Here is a 16,311-nt window from a genome sequence, read left to right on the forward strand (position 1 = left end):
CTCTCCGGTCAGAAAAAGGGCCTTGAATCAAGGCCCTTTCTTTCCTCTTATTTTCTGGTTATCTCCGGGACTCCGGTGCCTTCTACCGCTTCCCTGGTAACCGTACAGCTCTTAATTGTATCATCCGACGGGATCGTAAACATCAGATCCATCATCGTCTCCTCCATAATGGACCGAAGGCCTCTGGCACCGGTCTTTCTGGAAATGGTCTTATCCGCGATCGCTTTCACTGCTTCGTCATCAAAGCTTAAGTCTACGCCGTCCAGCTCAAACAGCTTCTGATACTGTTTGACGATAGAGTTCTTCGGCTCCAGCAGAATTCGTACCATATCATCCCGCTCCAGCGGCTCCAGTGATACGGAGATCGGCACACGCCCCATGAACTCCGGAATCATACCAAATTTGATAAAATCTTCCGGAAGCGCATGCTTCAGCAGCTCTCCTACATTATTCTGGCGCTTGTCACGGATATCTGCATTAAATCCGATGGATTTCTGATCCATACGGGTTTCAATAATCTTGTCGAGTCCCTCAAATGCACCGCCGCAGATAAACAGGATATTGGTCGTATCGATCTGAATCAGTTCCTGATGCGGATGTTTTCTGCCGCCCTGTGGCGGAACCGATGCTACCGTACCTTCCAGAATCTTCAACAGTGCCTGCTGAACACCTTCTCCGGACACATCCCTGGTAATAGACGGGTTCTCAGATTTTCTGGTAATCTTATCGATCTCATCGATATAAATAATACCCTTCTGGGCTCTCTCAATATCGTAATCTGCTGCCTGAATAATCTTCAGAAGAATGTTCTCCACATCTTCTCCCACATAACCGGCTTCCGTCAGCGTCGTCGCATCTGCGATAGCAAACGGTACATTTAAAATCTTCGCCAGTGTCTGTGCCAGAAGCGTCTTACCCGAGCCAGTCGGTCCGAGAAGAAGAATATTGCTCTTCTGAAGCTCCACATCCAGATCCTGCTGTGCAAGAATTCTCTTATAATGATTGTAAACTGCTACGGAAAGAACTTTCTTGGCTTTCTCCTGACCGATCACATAATCGTCCAGAAATGCCTTGATTTCCTCCGGTTTCAGAAGATTGATCTCTTCCGCATCCGTTCCGTCTTCCTCATCATTCATCTCTTCTTCGATGATCTCGGAGCACAGTTCCACGCAGGCATCGCAGATATAGACGCCATTGGGTCCTTTCAGCAGTTTCATAACCTGACTTTCCGTCTTGCCGCAGAAAGAGCATCTGATTTCATTTCTAGCCATTGAATTCTCCCTTAGTGTCCTGCGATAACCTGATCAATCAGTCCGTAAGCTTTCGCCTCTTCCGCAGTCATATAATTATCACGGTCCGTATCACGCACAATGACATCCATCGGCTGACCGGTCCGCTCTGACAGAATGCTGTTCAGTTTTTCCTTGGTACGTAAGATATGCTTTGCAGCAATCTCAATCTCCGTTGCCTGGCCCTGCGCTCCGCCAAGAGGCTGGTGAATCATGATCTCTGCATTCGGAAGAGCGAAACGTTTTCCCTTGGCACCGCCTGCCAGAAGAAATGCTCCCATGCTGGCTGCCATACCGATGCAGATGGTGGATACATCGCATTTGATGTAATTCATCGTATCATAAATTGCAAAACCTGCGGTCACGGAACCACCTGGGCTGTTGATGTACAGATGAATATCCTTTCCCGGATCCTCAGATTCCAGGAACAGAAGCTGTGCTACCACCAGGCTTGCGGTAGTCTCATTGACTTCCTCTCCCAGGAAAATAATTCTCTCTTTCAGAAGCCGGGAGTAGATGTCGTAATTTCTCTCGCCTCGGCTGGTCTGCTCAATGACATAAGGTACTAATGCCATGATAAAACTCCTCCTCTCAAAATGCCCCCTCAGAGCATAAAAGGGCACAGCTTAACCCGCCATGCCCCCTCTGATCTCCATATTTCGCGGCTTCTTCTTAAGCCTCTACTGCTGCCTCAGTAACCAGCTCAGCTGCTTTCTGGATTACGATATCCTTCTTCAGCTCTTCTTTCTGGTACTCACCGAAGATCTCTTTTACTTTATCTACGTCGAGTTTGTACTGCTCAGCCATCTTAGCATACTCTTTCTCAAGATCTTCCTCAGTAGCTTCCAGCTTCTCAGCCTCTGCAACTGCCTCAAGAACCAGTCTGCTCTGAATGTTCTGCAGTGCTCTCGGTTTCATCTGCTCTTTGTAATCAGCCTCGGTCATGCCGGTGAACTGGAAGTACTGCTCCAGAGACAGACCCTGGCTCTGCATACGGCGTCCGAAATCATCCAGCATCTGCTGAGTCTGATACTCTACCATTGCATCCGGAATGTCCATGGTTGCGTTCTCAACGATCTTGCCGATTACTGCATCCTCTTTAGCTCTCTTAGCCTCATCCTCTTTGTCTTTCAGAAGTTTTGCTTTAATATCTGCTTTGTACTCATCCAGAGTATCGAACTCGGATACTTCCTGTGCGAACTCATCGTCTGCTTCCGGAAGCTCTTTTACTTTGATTCCGTTTACTTTGCATTTGAATACTGCTTCTTTTCCAGCCAGCTCTTTTGCACCGTACTCCTCCGGGAAGGTTACGTTTACATCCAGCTCTTTGCCGATCTCAGCGCCTACCAGCTGATCTTCAAATCCTGGGATGAAAGTATTGGAACCGATCTCAAGATCATAGTTCTCACCCTTACCGCCATCGAAAGCAACACCGTCAACAAATCCTTCGAAATCGATGGTAGCGATGTCACCTTTCTGTACTGCTCTGTCCTCAACGGTTACGGTTCTGGAGTTAGCCTCGCGCTCTTTATTTACCTGAGCCTCGATCTCCTCATCAGTTACCTCGATCGGTGCTTTCTCTACCTGGATACCTTTGTACTCACCAAGGGTAACAGCCGGTTTTACAGCTACCTCTGCAGTAAAGATGAACGGTTTTCCGCTTTCGATCTGTACTACATCAATCTTCGGATAGGAAACGATCTCCTCACCACACTCCTCAACAGCATCAGAATATGCTTTCGGAAGCATAGCATCTACTGCATCGCTGTAGAATACTTCTTTACCATACATTTTCTCGATCAGCTGTCTTGGTGCTTTTCCTTTACGGAATCCCGGAATGTTAATGCTCTTCTTGGTTTTCTGATATGCACCCTGAATTGCTTTTTCAACGTCCTCAGCCGGAACCTCAACGGTCAGCTTTGCCATGTTTTTCTCTAATTTTTTTACCTGTACGCTCATGTTAGAACTGTATCCTCCTTCTATTTATAGATCAGTATTGCCTGATTTACATACTCATAGACATTGTAGAAGTATAACACAAAAAAATGAGGCTGTCCAGCCAAAACGTCCGGACAGTCCCATCATTTTCTCACTTTTTTGCGTTTTTTATCCGTTACTGGCCGGATGACATCTGCTGTTCCTGCTTCATGATCATCTTTTTGACCATTTCACCGCCAATGGAACCGGCCTGTCTGCTGGTCAGATCGCCATTATAACCTTCTTTTAAGGAGACACCAAGCTCGCTTGCCACTTCTTCCTTAAAACGGTTCATGGCCGATTTTGCTTCCGGTACTGCCATACGGTTGGTTCCTGACTTTCCGCTCTGATCTGTCATGCTAATCACCTCCATGACCCTAGTATGATCCGATCAGGAAGCAGCCATACTGGAAACTTTATCCGTAAATAATTCCCGTCTTCAGCTCCTGTGCTTTTTCTTCCGATACCAGCTGGCTTACCAGATCAAGGGCAAACGGAATGGCGGTTCCCATGCCTCTGCTGGTCGTCACATTGCCGTCGCGGACCACCTGGTCAAAAACCACTTCTGCACCTTTTAATTTATCTTCAAATCCCGGATAGCAGGCAGCTTTCTTTCCTTCCAGAATTCCAAGTCCGCCAAGCACGCTCGGTGCCGCACAGATGGCAGCCACTTTTCTGCCTTCCCTGAAAAACTGTAACAGGAGCTCTGTCAGCGGCCGACATTCGCCCAGATATCTGGTTCCCGGCATTCCGCCCGGCAGTACCAGAAGTTCTGCCTCTGAAAAATCCGTTTCTTTGATACAGCTGTCCGCCGTAACCGGGATCTGATGACTTCCTGTCACCAATCTCCGCTCCGTGATGGATACAGTCTGTGTCTCCACACCTGCTCTTCTCAAAATGTCCACAACGGTCAGACCTTCGATTTCTTCAAATCCGTCCGCAAGAAATACACACGCTCTCATAAGTCCATCCTCCTTGTTTTCTCATTGAGGATATTGTACCATTTTCCCATGAAACGTGCTACACTGTATTTCAAACCACACCCTTTAGGAGGCACTATGAAATCATACGAAATTGAGCGAAAATATCTTGTTCCTGCTGCTCCTGAAAATCTTTCTTCCTTCCCTTATCATGAGATCGAACAGGGATATCTGAGCACCGAACCGGTAGTCCGCATCAGACGCCAGGACGAAGAATACTATCTCACCTACAAGTCAAAAGGTCTGATGATCCGCGAGGAATACAATCTCCCGCTGACAAAGGAATCCTATCTTCATCTGCGCGAAAAAATCGACGGCCGCCTGATCTCCAAACGCCGTTATCTGATCCCATATGGAGATTATACCATCGAGCTGGATCTCTTTTCCTCACCCAAATCCGGACTTCTGCTCGCCGAGGTGGAGTTTTCTTCCGAAGAAGAAGCCCTGTCTTTCACCCCGCCATCCTGGTTCGGAGAAGATGTCACAAGCTCTTCTCTCTACCACAACAGCAATCTGAGTAAATTATAGATTCTTTCTTCTTTCAATTTCCTGCTTGATCTCCCGGAGCATCTGCTCCGGGCTTTTTGCATCCGGCGGAGCCTCCACTTTCACAGATTTCATTTTTGCACATTCTTTCAGTATCCACAGTCTTTCATCTGCAGTATTGTTATTTTTTGTCATTTTATTTTTCCCCTTTTTTATATTTTACATCATTTCGTTGCATGAAATCAATTTTTCTGTGTAAATTCTTTGTTTTCTTGTAATCGGGCAAGTTATCGCAGGAAATTGCTATAATACGTTTCAGGTATTTATATACAAAAGAGGTAAGAAATGGAAGACCGCACGATCAGTGCCGTTCTGAAAGATCTCCGGCATCATGCCGGACTTACGCAGGCAGCACTCAGCAAAGAACTTCATATCTCCCGACAGGTATATTCCTGCTATGAGACCGGCAGACGGCTTCCTGATCTTGATACAGCAGTCAAGCTCTGCAGCTATTACCATATTACGCTGGACGAACTTCTCCATGGCTGCAGTGATGTCATACCGGATCAGTACCGCCAGTTTATAAAATCCTATGATGAATTGAATCCGGAGAATCAGAAAAACATGCATCTCTATATGCATTTTCTGAAAAATCAGGAAAAATATCCATAAATACTTTTCGATAAAAAGGGACTGCCTTTTCGGCAATCCCTTTTTCTTATTTATCCCCTGTATACGATTTTGCCTGCACAGATGGTATAATGCACTTTTCCCGGCAGAGTCCAGCCCTTGAACGGACTGTTCTCCGCTTTGGAATCGAAATGATCCACCGTCCACTGCTCATGCTCACCGAAGATCACCAGATCCGCCGGAGCTCCTTCCGTAATACTTCCTGGCACCATCCGATAAAATTCTGCCGGTGCCTTGCTCATAAGCCTCATCAGATCCATCAGCGTAATATATCCCGGTTCCACCAAAGAATGAATACCAAGGGCCAGTGATGTTTCCAGTCCTGTAATGCCACTCGGTGCCTGTGCCATGGGACGTGCTTTTTCCTCCGCGCTGTGAGGTGCATGATCTGTCACAATCATATCGATCGTGCCGTCTTTGATTCCTTCAATAATTGCCTGTCGATCTGCTTCTGTGCGAAGGGGTGGATTCATTCTTGCCATGGTACCGTATTTCAGGACCGCTTCCTCGGTCAGCGTAAAGTGATGCGGCGTTGCCTCTGCATGGACATCCGCGCCCAGTTTTTTCGCCAGCCGTACCAGTTCCACGGAATTTTCGGAGCTGATGTGCTGGATGCAGACTGATGCACCCGTGTGAAGTGCCAGCATACAGTCTCTTGCCACCATCACGTCTTCTGCTGCTCTGGCTGCTCCGCCGTATCCGATCTTTTCCGCTACCGCTCCTTTGTGTACGCCCGGCTCTGACATGAGTGCCGGATCTTCCTCATGGAATGCCAGCGGAAGCCCCAGTTCTTTTGCTTTCTCCATGGCAGACACAATGAGTTTTTCATCCATCAGTGGAATACCGTCATCGGTAAACCCAGCGGCTCCGGCCTCTGCCAGCGCTTCCATATCCGTGAGTTCTTCCCCCTTCAGGCCCTTGGAGATGGCCGCTGCCTGCAGCACATGGATCAGGGCTTTCTCGCCTTTTTTCTGTACCAGATTCAGTGTCTCCACATTATCAACCGTCGGTTTCGTATTTGCCATGCACACGACTGTCGTAAATCCGCCTCTTGCCGCTGCCGCCGCTCCGGTGAAAATGTCCTCTTTGTAGGTCAGACCCGGATCCCGGAAATGTACATGGGCATCCATAAGTCCCGGTGCCACCACGAGCCCTGACGCATCAATCACATCTGCTCCCTCTGCCTCCAGATGCTCTCCCGTTTTCACAATTCCGCTTTCGTCCAGAAGTACATCCATCACCTGATCCGTATTGGTTACCGGGTCGAGAACTCTTCCATTCTGAATCAATATCATATCTTGTATCCTCCCTCTTCCTGGTTACAGTCTGTTTTTTAATTCTATCATACCCCATTCTTCTCTTCCATGCTATACTATTTTAAACGTAAACATGCAGAAAGCAGTTACTCCACTGCTTTCGGAAAGGAATTTTCATGAATCTGTATCAGCTTCGTTATTTTTCGGTTCTTGCCGGGACGCAGCATTACGGAAAAGCAGCCGAAAAACTGTGCATTGCACAGCCAAGCCTCAGTCATGCCATTTCCCAGCTGGAACAGGAACTGGGTGTACAGCTTTTTGAACGCAAAGGACGTTCCAGCAGCCTGACCAGTGCCGGAGAACAGTTTCTGACCTACGTCAATAAATCACTGGCCATTCTGGATAATGGAATCAGTGCCATGGAACATATTTCCCGCGGAGAGGGATGTATCCGTCTCGGATTCATCCGTCCCCTCGGAACCCAATTTATCCCCGGACTCGCCGCCGATTTTCTGAAAACACAGAATTCCGTGGATATCTGTTTTGAATTTCACACCGACAGTTCCCAGCCGCTCCTGTCGGCACTCCGCGAAGGGATCTATGACATGGTATTCTGCACTCGCATGGATCAGGAGACTTCCATCGACTTTTTTCCTGTAGCACATCAGGACCTGGTTCTGATCGTCCCAAAAGGGCACCCTTTATCCGGTCTTGATTCCGTGGATCTGTCCGCCTCCCTTGCCTATCCTCACATCTGCTTCACCCCGGATTCCGGATTACGCAGCGTAGTGGATCAGCTGTTCCAGAAGATCGGTCAGTCTCCTGAGATTGCCTATGAAATTCAGGAAGACCAGGTAATCGCAGGACTGGTGGCACAGAACTTCGGCATCGCAGTCGTTCCCTATATGGATGAGCTGCCCCGTATGAACCTTGATATCATCCAGATCTCCCGCCCCTTATGGGAACGGAACTTTTATCTTGCCACTTTAAAAAACCGTCTGCTGTCCCCTGCAGCGCAGAATTTCCATGACTATGTCGTGGAGCATTATGCATCGAATCCTGCGCTCACGGACCTGTAACAGCCTTAGGAGGATCTGTCTATGAAAAGCTTGTTAAAAGGCATGTTGATCGGCTTTATTATCGGAGGTATCCTGCTTACGGCAGCTGCATTTTTGTTCTTCCGGCATCCAACAGAAGAACCGGAACCCGAAGTACCTGCTGCCGAAGTTTCCAAAGCCGTACAGGAAGAAGCTCCAGAGTCCGGTATTTCCCTTCCGGAAGAACCAGAAACTCCGGAAATACCTGCCGTGGAGCCGGCCAGAGAAGCATCCGAAGAAGTCTCCGAGCCGGAAGAACCGGACAGCGCCCTTCTGGCTTTTGCAGGAGATGTGATGTTTTCCGATCCCTTCTTAGCCTCCTATGATAAATCCGGTATTTCTGCTATCGCTGACAGTGAGATGCTTGGACGCATGCAGAATGCGGATCTCTTTGTCATTAATGAAGAATTTCCTTTCAGTCTGCGGGGCGAGGCCATGGAAGACAAACAGTTCACATTCCGGGCCGATCCTAAATATGTGGAAATCTTTCAAGAGCTTGGCGTTGACATCGTGACGGTGGCCAACAACCATGCCCTGGATTTTGGAAGAGACGCCTTCTTAGATACGCTGGATACCTTAAAATCTGCAAATATCGCCTGCATCGGCGGCGGATATCATCTATCGGAAGCCTCTGCTCCCGCAGTACAGACCATAAATGGCCAGACCTTCGCCATCTTCGGCGCCACGAGAGTGTCACCCTCCGCCACCTGGTATGCCTCTGACAGCCAGCCCGGACTGTTTCAGACCTATGACGCCACTCTGCTCAATCAGAAAATCGCAGAAGCCCATACAGAATATGACCATGTGATTGTATTTGCTCACTGGGGTATTGAAAAAAATGAGACACCGGAAGATTATCAGCGGTCACTGGCCAAGGGATACATTGATGCTGGTGCCGATCTGGTAGTAGGCTGCCATCCTCATGTCCTGCAGGGATTTGAGTATTACAATGGTGTTCCCATTGTGTACAGCCTGGGAAATTATCTCTTCGGTAACCGGGACGGAGATACGGTCCTTCTGGAAGCCTCCTACGACAACAAAGGAGCTCCTTCCATCCAACTGATACCATGCAAACGGGTGGGCAGTGTCCTGTCCCGGATTCAGCATCCGGAAGCCTTATTTCAACATCTGACGGAGCTTTCCTTCGGAGTAACGGTAGCTGAAGACGGAACACTGCAACCGCAGTAACAAAAAAAACGGAAGTAACCTGTATCTGGCTGCTTCCGTTTTTTTATTTTCTCTGCAAATCAAAAAGAGCATCCGGATCATTCCGAATGCTCATCTGATGCGGAAGAAGGGACTTGAACCCTCACGAGCGTAACGCTCACAAGAACCTGAATCTTGCTCGTCTGCCAATTCCGACACTTCCGCAAACCGTATGAATTTTTACAGAGCTCATACTCTCTGATGCGGAAGATGGGACTTGAACCCACACGACCTAACGGTCACAAGATCCTTAGTCTTGCTCGTCTGCCAATTCCGACACTTCCGCAAACCATTGAGTGTTTTCGTTTCTGTTGTTTCAGCGACTCAACAAAAAATATTATATCACTGTGATTCTCATCTGTCAACACTTTTTTCAACTTTTTTTATTTTTAAGTTGAAGCATTTTGGATGAGTGCGGAAGAAGGGACTTGAACCCTCACGAGCGTAACGCTCACAAGAACCTGAATCTTGCTCGTCTGCCAATTCCGACACTTCCGCATCACGAACGATATCATACAACAATTTGACGCAAATGTCAAATATTTTTATAATGTATTTAAAATAAAACTCTCCGTAGATTCTAATATAGGGGTATTTCAAAGTATCATTTATTTAAACATTTAGTTGCTGAAAGGGAGGTACAGATATGGATTATCATGCATTGGGAAAAAGAATTCGTGAAGAGCGTCTGCGTCTGAATCTGACTCAGGAGAAACTTGCTGAGGAAGTAGGTGTATCTACCGCATACATCGGACAGATCGAGCGCGGAGAGAGAAGTCTGACCCTGGACAAGCTTGTAAAAGTTGTAAACCGTCTGGGTGTTACCATCGACTTCCTGCTTGCTGATTATGTGGTTGCTACTGATGATCACAGCATTAATCTGCTGATCCAGTTAATGCACGACCGCACTGCTGAAGAGAAAACTCTTGCAATCAACCTGCTGAAAGTATTATTTGCGGACAAATAATTCCTTTTACAAAAAAGAAAAGGCGGAATTCCTGCTACGGAACTCCGTCTTTTCTTTATTTTGTCTAAAAGTAAACCAGCTCTTCTTCCGGTTTTTCCGCGCTGGTAATATGGGTTGCACGCAGTACCACACCATTCTCACCGCTGTACTCTGCACGTTTCTCCACATAAGCTTTGGCCGTAATGGTCACCCACTGCTTATTCTTCAGTTCATCGACATGGGAAGACTTGCACAGGAAACCGATAAAGGCTGTGTCGTCCGCACAGCAGGTCATTGCCATACGTCCCGGCACAAAATATCCCTTAGGCAGCCTTGCATTCTTATAGACCATTCCTTTGTACTGCAAGGTCTTTCCTGCATACTTCTCCGGATGATCCATGGCATCAATGTACCAGATACCATAGTCCACGTCAGAGATCTCGATAACATCTGCATTGATGTCAAAGGGAAGTTCTTCCTCGAACTCCAGCTGGCTTCCATCCTCTTTCTCAAATACCACCTGTGCCTTCGGATTGACTGCACGCATATTTCTCTTATAAGTGGCTGCCGGTGTATCCTCCGTACTACGGTTGAAAATAATGAGATCGGAATCCTTTGCCATCTCCATGAAAATGGATTTCATATTTTTCAGATAAACATCAAAGGTAGTCGCATCTACGGTTGTGATAACCTGAGCCACGAACCAGCCCTTCGGCATATACATCTCGCGCAGATAATCCAGCCCCCACATACAGTTATACTCTACAATAACCTGGGTAGGTTTGTATTTCTTCTGGCACTCTGCCAGAAACATTTCGTTGAATTCGGATTTGTCCTCCAGCATTACCAGAGTGGTATTGCTTTTCTGAAGTACCTCATCCTCGTATTCTTCAATTCCTTCCTCGCAGGCAATGACCAGATTGCGCTCGCCATCAGAGAAATATTCGTCTGACAGCGTTTCCATCGCAAACTGAGTTTTGCCGCTCTCCAGAAATCCGTGTACTACAAATACCGGGATTTTTGCCATGTTCAATCTCCTTTTATTTAAGCCAGCCCGAACAGTTTTGCCAGTTCCTCTTCATCAAGATGAGAACCGATCACACACAGGCGGCCTGTGTAATCCGCATCTCCTCTGCGGATTTCATATTCTTCCGGAACCATATCAAAGTGCAGCCAGGTACCGTCTGTACACGGAATAATGCCCTTTGCACGCAGAATGATGCCATATTCGTCACCATCGGAAAGTTTCTTCAGGATGTCACGCAGCTGCTCCTCGCTGTATTTGTGCGGAGTCTCCTGACCCCAGCTGGAGAACACTTCGTCTGCATGATGGTGATGATGATGGTCATGGTCATGATCGTGGCAGCCACAGGTGCAGTCATCGCCATGCTCATGGTCGTGATGATGCTCATGCTCGTGATCGTGGTCGTGATGATGCTCGTGATCATGGTCATGATCGCAGCAATGGTCATGATCCTCATGCTCATGAAGATGCTCCATCTCCTCTTTCAGAATCAGATCCTGATGCTCCATAGCAGCCAGAATCTGCTCCCCTTTCAGCTCATCCCACGGAGTCGTGATGATGGTAGCCTTCGGATTCTTCTCTTTTAACATCTTTACAGCAGCGTCCAGTTTGTCCTCGGACATCTTCTGGGTACGGCTCATAACGATAGTTCCTGCATTCTCTACCTGATTGTTAAAGAACTCACCAAAGTTCTTCATATACATTTTGCACTTCTGTCCGTCTACAACGGTAATGGAGCTGTTCAGTTCCACCGGCTCATGAGCAGCAACACCCTGTACCGCTCTGGTCACGTCAGAGAGTTTGCCAACACCTGACGGCTCAATCAGGATGCGGTCCGGAGCATAGGTCTCGATAACCTGTTTCAGGGCAGTACCGAAATCACCTACCAGAGAGCAGCAAATACAGCCGGAATTCATCTCGGTAATCTGTACGCCTGCATCCTTCAGGAAACCGCCATCGATGCCGATCTCACCGAACTCATTCTCGATCAGAACAATCTTCTGACCTGCGAATACCTCTTTCAGCATTTTTTTGATCAGTGTGGTCTTGCCGGCTCCAAGGAAACCGGAAATAATCTCAATCTTTGTCATGCTATTTTCCTTCTTTCTCTGAGCAAAAAGCCCTCGGTTTCCCAAGGGCTTTCATTCGTTACTTATTTATTCAGTGCTTTTTTAGCAGTCTCTGCCAGAGCAGTGAAAGCTGCTGCATCGTTTACTGCAAGATCAGCAAGGATCTTACGGTTCATCTCAACGCCTGCGCTCTTCAGTCCGTACATAAATTTGCTGTAGGACAGTCCGTTCATACGTGCTGCTGCATTGATACGAGCGATCCACAGCTGTCTGAACTGACGTTTTCTCTCTTTACGTCCAGCGTATGCACTGGTCAGTGCTCTCATTACAGACTGTTTTGCTACTCTGTACTGTTTGCTTCTAGCTCCTCTGTAGCCCTTTGCGAGCTTTAATACTCTATTGTGTTTCTTTTTAGCGTTTAATGCGCCTTTAACTCTTGCCATTTTTCTTCCTCCTTAACTTTCTTCCCAAATCTTATAAATACGGCAGAATCTTCTTCATGCTCTTAACGTTGGTAGCATCCGTGATGATGGATTTACGAAGATTTCTCTTTCTCTTCTGGGATTTTTTCGTTAAGATATGGCTCTTATAAGCTTTCATTCTCTTTAACTGACCTGTTCCGGTCTTTTTGAAACGTTTCGCAGCTGCTCTGCTAGTTTTTACCTTTGGCATATGTTTGTTCCTCCTGTGAAATCTAAATTATACTACAGGCCCCCTGGCCCTTGTTATTTTAACGCTTTTCCGTTAAAAACATCGTCATACTGCGGCCTTCCATCTTCGGCGCCTTATCAATCGCTGCGATGTCTGCCATGCGTTCTGCAAACACGTCCAGAATCTTCTTGCTGCTCTGTACATGTGCCATCTCACGGCCGCGGAAACGTAAAGTAACCTTTACCTTATCACCCTTCTGAATGAATTTTCTGGCTGCATTCACCTTAGTGTTCAGGTCATTCTCATCAATATTCGGGGACAGACGCACCTCTTTGATCTCAATAGTCTTCTGCTTTTTCTTTGCTTCCTTCTCTCTGCGTGCCTGCTCATAACGATACTTACCGTAATCGATGATCTTGCATACCGGCGGCTTTGCTGTAGGTGCGATCTTTACAAGATCAAGCTCCGCCTCTCTTGCCATCTTCATTGCCTCGCTGGCAGACATAATTCCTAACTGTTCCCCGTTCTGACCGACTACACGAACCTCACGGTCGCGAATCTGCTCATTGATCATTAACTCGCTAATTGTCGTACACCTCCGCAATTGTTGCACAAAAAAAGTGGATAGAAAACTATCCACTTTCTACATGAAAAATGCTCTTCGCATTATCTTTTCACGATATAAACCCGGGTCACCGCTTGTGCCAAGGTGAGAGTGGATACTCTTCTTTCATTTCATAACCTTGTATAGATTATCACACTTATTTTCTGCTGTCAACTATTTTTATACAAATTTATTCAATTTTTCATCATACTCGTAATCAATGGTTTTCAGCTTCTTTTTCAGCTCTTCAGCTGACACATCCTGGCTGCTGCAGAACCCTTCCAGACTCTCATAAAAGTCCCTAAGCTGGGTATTCACATAGCTTAACAGCATCATTGGATCTTCCGGTAACATAAAAAGACCTCCCATACTATGATATGGATCTATCATACCATGAGAGGTCTCATTTTACCATGCTTTATTTTGTATGGATGGTCAGTCCGTTACCGTCTGTATCCACTACCATGACACTTCCAGCATGGACTTCTCCACCGAGAATGAATCTGGCTGCCATGGTTTCCACATTCTTCTGAAGGAATCTCTTCAGAGGACGTGCGCCATAGACCGGATCATAACCATGCTCCACAATGTAAGCTTTCGCTGCATCGGTCAGCTCAATGGTCAGTTCCTTATCCTCCAGACGTTTGTTCACATCTGCCATCATCAGATCAATGATATTGCCAATGTTATTCTTCGTCAGCGGTTTGAACAGGATAATCTCATCGAGACGGTTCAGAAACTCCGGTCTGAAATGTCCGCGCAGATCGTTCATTACCTGTGCTTCACACTCCGGACGGATGTCACCATTTTCATCAATGCCTTCCAGCAAATAGCTGGAACCAATGTTGGAAGTCATAATGAGAATCGTATTCTTAAAATCCACTGTTCTTCCCTGAGAATCTGTGATACGTCCATCATCCAGTACCTGCAGCAGTACATTGAATACATCCGGATGGGCTTTCTCAATCTCATCGAACAATACAACAGAGTAGGGATGTCTTCTGACTGCTTCTGTCAGCTGACCGCCTTCCTCATATCCTACATATCCGGGCGGCGCTCCGATCAGACGGGATACGGAGTATTTCTCCATATACTCACTCATATCGATACGCACCATATTCTGTTCATCATCGAACAGGCTGGCTGCCAGTGCCTTAGCAAGCTCTGTCTTACCAACACCGGTAGGTCCAAGGAACAAGAAGGAACCAATAGGTTTGGTCGGATCCTTGATGCCCGCTTTGGAACGGATAATGGCATCCGTTACCTTCTGTACACCTTCATCCTGACCGATAACCCGTTTGTGGAGTTCTTCGTCCAGATGGAGGGTTTTATTTCTCTCACTTTCCGTCAGTTTTGCTACCGGAATACCGGTCCAGCGGGAAATGATTCTTGCAATTTCTTCATCTGTTACGCTTTCATGTACCAGAGACAGGTCTTTGTTCTTAACCTTCTCTTCCTCGTCCTCCAACTGCTTCTGCAGCTGTGGCAGGCGGCCATACTGAAGCTGTGCTGCTTTCTCCAGGTCGTACCCCTGCTGGGCAGCCTGAATCTGCTTGTTCACATCCTCGATCTCTTCACGAAGTTTAGAGAGATTCTCGACGGATTTCTTCTCGTCATCCCACTGGGCTTTCTTATTATTAAACTCATCCCGCAGATCAGCCAGTTCCTTCTGAAGATTCTCCAGACGCTCCTGGCTAAGACGATCTGTCTCTTTCTTAAGAGCTGCTTCCTCGATCTCCAGCTGCAGCACTTTTCGGCGCAGCTCATCGAGTTCGGTCGGCATGGAATCCAGTTCCGTCTTAATAAGGGCACAGGCCTCATCTACCAGGTCAATGGCTTTATCCGGCAGAAAACGCTCGGAAATATAACGGTGGGACAAGGTTGCTGCTGCCACCAGAGCAGAGTCTGTGATCTTAACCCCATGGAATACTTCGTAACGCTCTTTCAGACCTCTCAGGATGGAAATCGTATCTTCTACGGTCGGTTCGTCTACCAGTACCTGCTGGAAACGACGCTCCAGAGCCGCATCTTTCTCAATGTACTGACGGTATTCATCCAGCGTGGTCGCACCGATACAATGAAGCTCGCCTCTTGCCAGAAGCGGTTTCAACAGGTTACCGGCATCCATGGCGCCGTCGGTCTTGCCGGCACCTACAATCAGATGCAGTTCATCAATGAACAGGATAATCTGTCCTTCGCTCTTTCTGACTTCTTCCAGAACGGCTTTCAGACGTTCCTCAAATTCACCTCTGTATTTGGCACCTGCTACCAGGGAACCCATATCAAGTGAAAAAATCTTCTTATTCTTCAGTCCTTCCGGAACATCACCGCGGACAATCCGCTGTGCCAGGCCTTCAACAACTGCTGTCTTACCAACACCAGGCTCACCGATGAGCACCGGATTATTCTTGGTCTTACGGGACAGGATACGGATCACATTGCGGATCTCGGAATCACGTCCGATGACCGGATCAAGCTTCTGCTCACGAGCACGCTCTACCAGCTCTGTACCATACTTAGTCAGAGTATCATACGTAGCTTCCGGATTATCACTGGTGACTCTCTGATTGCCCCTGACGGTAGAAAGGACCTGCAGGAACTTATCCCTAGTAATTCCATTCTCACGGAACAGCTCCTTCATGGAAGGACTTGGGTTGTCAAGCAAAGACAGGAACAGATGCTCTACGGATACGTACTCATCACCCATCCGTTTTGCTTCATCCTCTGCGCTGATCAGTGCTTTATTCAGGTACTGGCCGATATAAGGCTGACCGCCTGATACTTTCACACGCTTGTTCAGCGCCTGCTCTACCTGCTCTTTAAATAAAGTATCATCTATGTTCATCTTTGAAATCAGTCTGGCAATCAGACTTTCTTCCTGTGTCAGAAGACTGTACAGAAGATGCTCCTGCTCAATCTCCTGATTACCATACTCCATGGCAATCTTCTCAAGCTCGTTCACTGCCTGAACTGATTTCTGAGTAAATTTCTGTATATTCATATGCTCGCCTCCTCGCTTCGCATAACCGATGCCG

The 16,311-nt window shown here is 47.2% G+C and carries 19 protein-coding genes and 3 tRNA genes; 5 read left to right on the plus strand and 17 right to left on the minus strand.

Annotation, left to right across the window (positions count from 1 at the left end; genetic code table 11):
• Nucleotides 1–47: 47 nt before the first annotated feature.
• The 5 genes from clpX to LKD36_RS01925 form a co-directional block, all read right to left on the minus strand.
• Nucleotides 48–1,271, minus strand: a complete 1,224-nt coding sequence (gene clpX, locus LKD36_RS01905; RefSeq protein ID WP_118768867.1) for an ATP-dependent Clp protease ATP-binding subunit ClpX — start codon at nucleotides 1,269–1,271, stop codon at nucleotides 48–50.
• An 11-nt stretch (nucleotides 1,272–1,282) separates the two neighbouring features.
• A complete protein-coding gene (clpP, locus tag LKD36_RS01910) occupies nucleotides 1,283–1,864 on the minus strand; it encodes an ATP-dependent Clp endopeptidase proteolytic subunit ClpP (protein WP_118768866.1) in 582 nt (193 codons plus the stop codon).
• 97 nt (nucleotides 1,865–1,961) lie between these two features.
• The gene (gene tig / locus LKD36_RS01915; protein ID WP_308458446.1) at nucleotides 1,962–3,248 is read right to left on the minus strand and encodes a trigger factor; all 1,287 of its coding nucleotides are present in this window, start codon (nucleotides 3,246–3,248) and stop codon (nucleotides 1,962–1,964) included.
• Nucleotides 3,249–3,402: 154 nt separating this feature from the next.
• Nucleotides 3,403–3,624, minus strand: a complete 222-nt coding sequence (locus LKD36_RS01920; protein ID WP_331465093.1) for an alpha/beta-type small acid-soluble spore protein — start codon at nucleotides 3,622–3,624, stop codon at nucleotides 3,403–3,405.
• 58 nt (nucleotides 3,625–3,682) lie between these two features.
• Nucleotides 3,683–4,228: a DJ-1 family glyoxalase III gene (locus LKD36_RS01925; RefSeq protein WP_308458447.1), complete on the minus strand. Its 546-nt coding sequence runs from the start codon at nucleotides 4,226–4,228 to the stop codon at nucleotides 3,683–3,685.
• Between the two features lie 96 nt (nucleotides 4,229–4,324).
• On the opposite strand from LKD36_RS01925, the gene LKD36_RS01930 reads away from it, so the two are divergent.
• The gene (locus tag LKD36_RS01930; protein ID WP_308458448.1) at nucleotides 4,325–4,774 is read left to right on the plus strand and encodes a CYTH domain-containing protein; all 450 of its coding nucleotides are present in this window, start codon (nucleotides 4,325–4,327) and stop codon (nucleotides 4,772–4,774) included.
• Here LKD36_RS01930 and LKD36_RS01935 read toward each other — a convergent pair.
• Entirely contained in the window at nucleotides 4,769–4,927 is a 159-nt protein-coding gene (locus tag LKD36_RS01935) for a hypothetical protein (RefSeq protein ID WP_308458449.1), read from the minus strand. The genes LKD36_RS01930 and LKD36_RS01935 overlap by 6 nt on opposite strands.
• A gap of 150 nt (nucleotides 4,928–5,077) precedes the next feature.
• Between LKD36_RS01935 and LKD36_RS01940 the strand changes: the two genes are divergently transcribed.
• Nucleotides 5,078–5,404 carry a helix-turn-helix transcriptional regulator gene (locus LKD36_RS01940; RefSeq protein WP_308458450.1) on the plus strand — a complete coding sequence of 109 codons (327 nt, stop codon included), beginning with the start codon at nucleotides 5,078–5,080 and terminating at the stop codon, nucleotides 5,402–5,404.
• Between the two features lie 50 nt (nucleotides 5,405–5,454).
• Here LKD36_RS01940 and LKD36_RS01945 read toward each other — a convergent pair whose 3' ends face one another.
• Entirely contained in the window at nucleotides 5,455–6,717 is a 1,263-nt protein-coding gene (locus LKD36_RS01945; protein ID WP_308458451.1) for a dihydroorotase, read from the minus strand.
• A gap of 137 nt (nucleotides 6,718–6,854) precedes the next feature.
• Here LKD36_RS01945 and LKD36_RS01950 point away from each other — a divergent pair, with 137 nt between their 5' ends.
• Together LKD36_RS01950 and LKD36_RS01955 are read left to right on the plus strand one after the other, a co-directional pair.
• A complete protein-coding gene (locus tag LKD36_RS01950) occupies nucleotides 6,855–7,757 on the plus strand; it encodes a LysR family transcriptional regulator (protein WP_118771474.1) in 903 nt (300 codons plus the stop codon).
• Between the two features lie 21 nt (nucleotides 7,758–7,778).
• Nucleotides 7,779–8,963, plus strand: coding sequence for a CapA family protein (locus tag LKD36_RS01955; RefSeq protein WP_308458452.1), 1,185 nt, complete (start codon nucleotides 7,779–7,781; stop codon nucleotides 8,961–8,963).
• Between the two features lie 98 nt (nucleotides 8,964–9,061).
• Here LKD36_RS01955 and LKD36_RS01960 read toward each other — a convergent pair.
• From LKD36_RS01960 to LKD36_RS01970, 3 genes are all read right to left on the minus strand, one after another.
• Nucleotides 9,062–9,146: transfer RNA gene (locus LKD36_RS01960), tRNA-Leu, on the minus strand.
• A gap of 37 nt (nucleotides 9,147–9,183) precedes the next feature.
• Nucleotides 9,184–9,267 (minus strand) — tRNA-Leu (locus LKD36_RS01965).
• A 127-nt stretch (nucleotides 9,268–9,394) separates the two neighbouring features.
• Nucleotides 9,395–9,479: transfer RNA gene (locus LKD36_RS01970), tRNA-Leu, on the minus strand.
• Between the two features lie 148 nt (nucleotides 9,480–9,627).
• Here LKD36_RS01970 and LKD36_RS01975 point away from each other — a divergent pair.
• Complete coding sequence (locus LKD36_RS01975) at nucleotides 9,628–9,948, plus strand: helix-turn-helix domain-containing protein (RefSeq protein WP_118771476.1); 321 nt, start codon at nucleotides 9,628–9,630, stop codon at nucleotides 9,946–9,948.
• Between the two features lie 64 nt (nucleotides 9,949–10,012).
• Here LKD36_RS01975 and LKD36_RS01980 read toward each other — a convergent pair whose 3' ends face one another.
• The 7 genes from LKD36_RS01980 to clpB form a co-directional block, all read right to left on the minus strand.
• Nucleotides 10,013–10,954, minus strand: coding sequence for a TIGR03943 family putative permease subunit (locus LKD36_RS01980; RefSeq protein ID WP_308458453.1), 942 nt, complete (start codon nucleotides 10,952–10,954; stop codon nucleotides 10,013–10,015).
• Nucleotides 10,955–10,971: 17 nt separating this feature from the next.
• Nucleotides 10,972–12,042 (minus strand): CobW family GTP-binding protein, encoded by a 1,071-nt coding sequence (locus tag LKD36_RS01985; RefSeq protein ID WP_308458454.1) that lies wholly within the window; start codon nucleotides 12,040–12,042, stop codon nucleotides 10,972–10,974.
• A 62-nt stretch (nucleotides 12,043–12,104) separates the two neighbouring features.
• Nucleotides 12,105–12,464: a 50S ribosomal protein L20 gene (gene rplT, locus LKD36_RS01990; RefSeq protein WP_118771479.1), complete on the minus strand. Its 360-nt coding sequence runs from the start codon at nucleotides 12,462–12,464 to the stop codon at nucleotides 12,105–12,107.
• 31 nt (nucleotides 12,465–12,495) lie between these two features.
• A complete protein-coding gene (rpmI, locus tag LKD36_RS01995) occupies nucleotides 12,496–12,693 on the minus strand; it encodes a 50S ribosomal protein L35 (protein WP_118771480.1) in 198 nt (65 codons plus the stop codon).
• A 58-nt stretch (nucleotides 12,694–12,751) separates the two neighbouring features.
• Complete coding sequence (gene infC / locus LKD36_RS02000; RefSeq protein WP_118771481.1) at nucleotides 12,752–13,246, minus strand: translation initiation factor IF-3; 495 nt, start codon at nucleotides 13,244–13,246, stop codon at nucleotides 12,752–12,754.
• Nucleotides 13,247–13,456: 210 nt separating this feature from the next.
• On the minus strand, nucleotides 13,457–13,630 hold the full coding sequence (locus tag LKD36_RS02005) for a DUF4250 domain-containing protein (RefSeq protein WP_118771482.1): 174 nt from the start codon (nucleotides 13,628–13,630) through the stop codon (nucleotides 13,457–13,459).
• Between the two features lie 64 nt (nucleotides 13,631–13,694).
• Nucleotides 13,695–16,277 (minus strand): ATP-dependent chaperone ClpB, encoded by a 2,583-nt coding sequence (clpB, locus tag LKD36_RS02010; RefSeq protein ID WP_308458456.1) that lies wholly within the window; start codon nucleotides 16,275–16,277, stop codon nucleotides 13,695–13,697.
• Between the last annotated feature and the right edge of the window lie 34 nt (nucleotides 16,278–16,311).

The organism is Hominiventricola filiformis (assembly GCF_020686965.1).
Classification (GTDB): domain Bacteria; phylum Bacillota; class Clostridia; order Lachnospirales; family Lachnospiraceae; genus Hominiventricola; species Hominiventricola filiformis.